This window comes from Mesorhizobium sp. M7D.F.Ca.US.004.03.1.1 (assembly GCF_003998635.1).
Lineage (GTDB): Bacteria > Pseudomonadota > Alphaproteobacteria > Rhizobiales > Rhizobiaceae > Mesorhizobium > Mesorhizobium loti.
In genome coordinates this window covers 1-1084 of the sequence record NZ_RZQG01001391.1, presented here as the reverse complement: position 1 = coordinate 1084, position 1084 = coordinate 1, and the positions used below count along the sequence as shown (strand labels likewise).

Here is a 1084-nt window from a genome sequence, read left to right as displayed (position 1 = left end):
CGCGCGCGCCGCGGCTTCTGGAACTGACCCGCAAATTTGCCGCGCGCGGTGTCGTCAACGGACGTTTTGCCGACATTGCCGAGGCGATCGAGGCGGAGGTCGCGCGGCGCAAAGGGAAAAAGATACCGCTCAACATCGATGGCGCCACCGCCGTCATCTATGGCGAACTCGGCTTTCCGCCGCCGCTGACGCGCGGGCTTTTCGTGCTGTCACGCTCGGTCGGCATCCTGGCGCATGCCTGGGAGCAGTCGCAGCAGGCCGAGCGAAACAAGGGGCCGCTGCCGCGCAAGTGGCTGTGGGCCTATACCGGCACGCCGGTACGCCCGTTTCCCGAAGGGGATGACACCGGCGAGTGAGGCTTTAGGCCTGGTCGACCGGCACAGGCTGAGGAAGCTTCAGCGTCTTCACCAACGTCGAAAGGTCGGGCTCATCGATGAGCATGGCCGCGTCGGCCGGCGCCAGCCAGGCCCGCTGGCGTCGTTTGGCTTCCTGCCAGTCGGCCAGTTCCTCCGTCACCTCAAGCAGATAGACGATGACGTCGACGCGGACAAAGCGGTTGGCCAGCCGCTTCCAGTAGGAATAGGTGCCGGCCGGCTGCTTCAGCGTCTTGCCGAGCACGCCGGCTTCCTCCTGCGCCTCGATGGTGGCCGCCTTGCGTCCGCTCTTGCCTTTCATCGGCCAGCCCTTGGGGACGATGAAGCGTCTGGTGGTTCGCGAGGTAACCAGCATCACCTCGATATCGCCGCGCGCGTTCAGCCGAAACGGAATAGCCGCCACCTGACGGATCCTCTCGCCCTTCTTTGCCTTGCGTACGGCCTTTTTCTTCGTGGCTGCCATTCGTGAATCCAGTCGATGCAATGCCGCATAGCGCGACAAGGCATCGTTGCAAAACCAAAACTTTCGCGTGTGCCGAAAGGCACTCCGAATACATAAGTCGGCTAAATAAATGAAAAAAGCCTGGATGTCAGCGGCAATTGCTCACGGCGGTGGTGCCGATTATCTGCGTCTGGCAGCTTGGCTTGAGTTGCTGCACGACCGGCGGCGCTTGCCGGATGATCTGGCGGTCCTGGGCACGGTACTGCTG

General features: G+C 62.8%; 2 protein-coding genes. One reads left to right on the top strand and one right to left on the bottom strand.

The annotated features are described in order from the left end of the window. Positions 1–356, top strand: a 356-nt coding sequence (locus tag EN935_RS37335; RefSeq protein WP_281040414.1) for a citrate/2-methylcitrate synthase, incomplete at its 5' end; no start/stop codon positions are given. A 4-nt stretch (positions 357–360) separates the two neighbouring features. Here EN935_RS37335 and EN935_RS37330 read toward each other — a convergent pair. Further along, a complete protein-coding gene (locus EN935_RS37330; RefSeq protein WP_126070510.1) occupies positions 361–837 on the bottom strand; it encodes an NUDIX hydrolase in 477 nt (158 codons plus the stop codon). Positions 838–1084: the final 247 nt, after the last annotated feature.

What these genes read in the sequence shown, in the direction of transcription:
- EN935_RS37330 (WP_126070510.1), bottom strand. Translation starts at nt 837, where the DNA reads ATGGCAGCCACGAAGAAAAAGGCCGTACGCAAGGCAAAGAAGGGCGAG.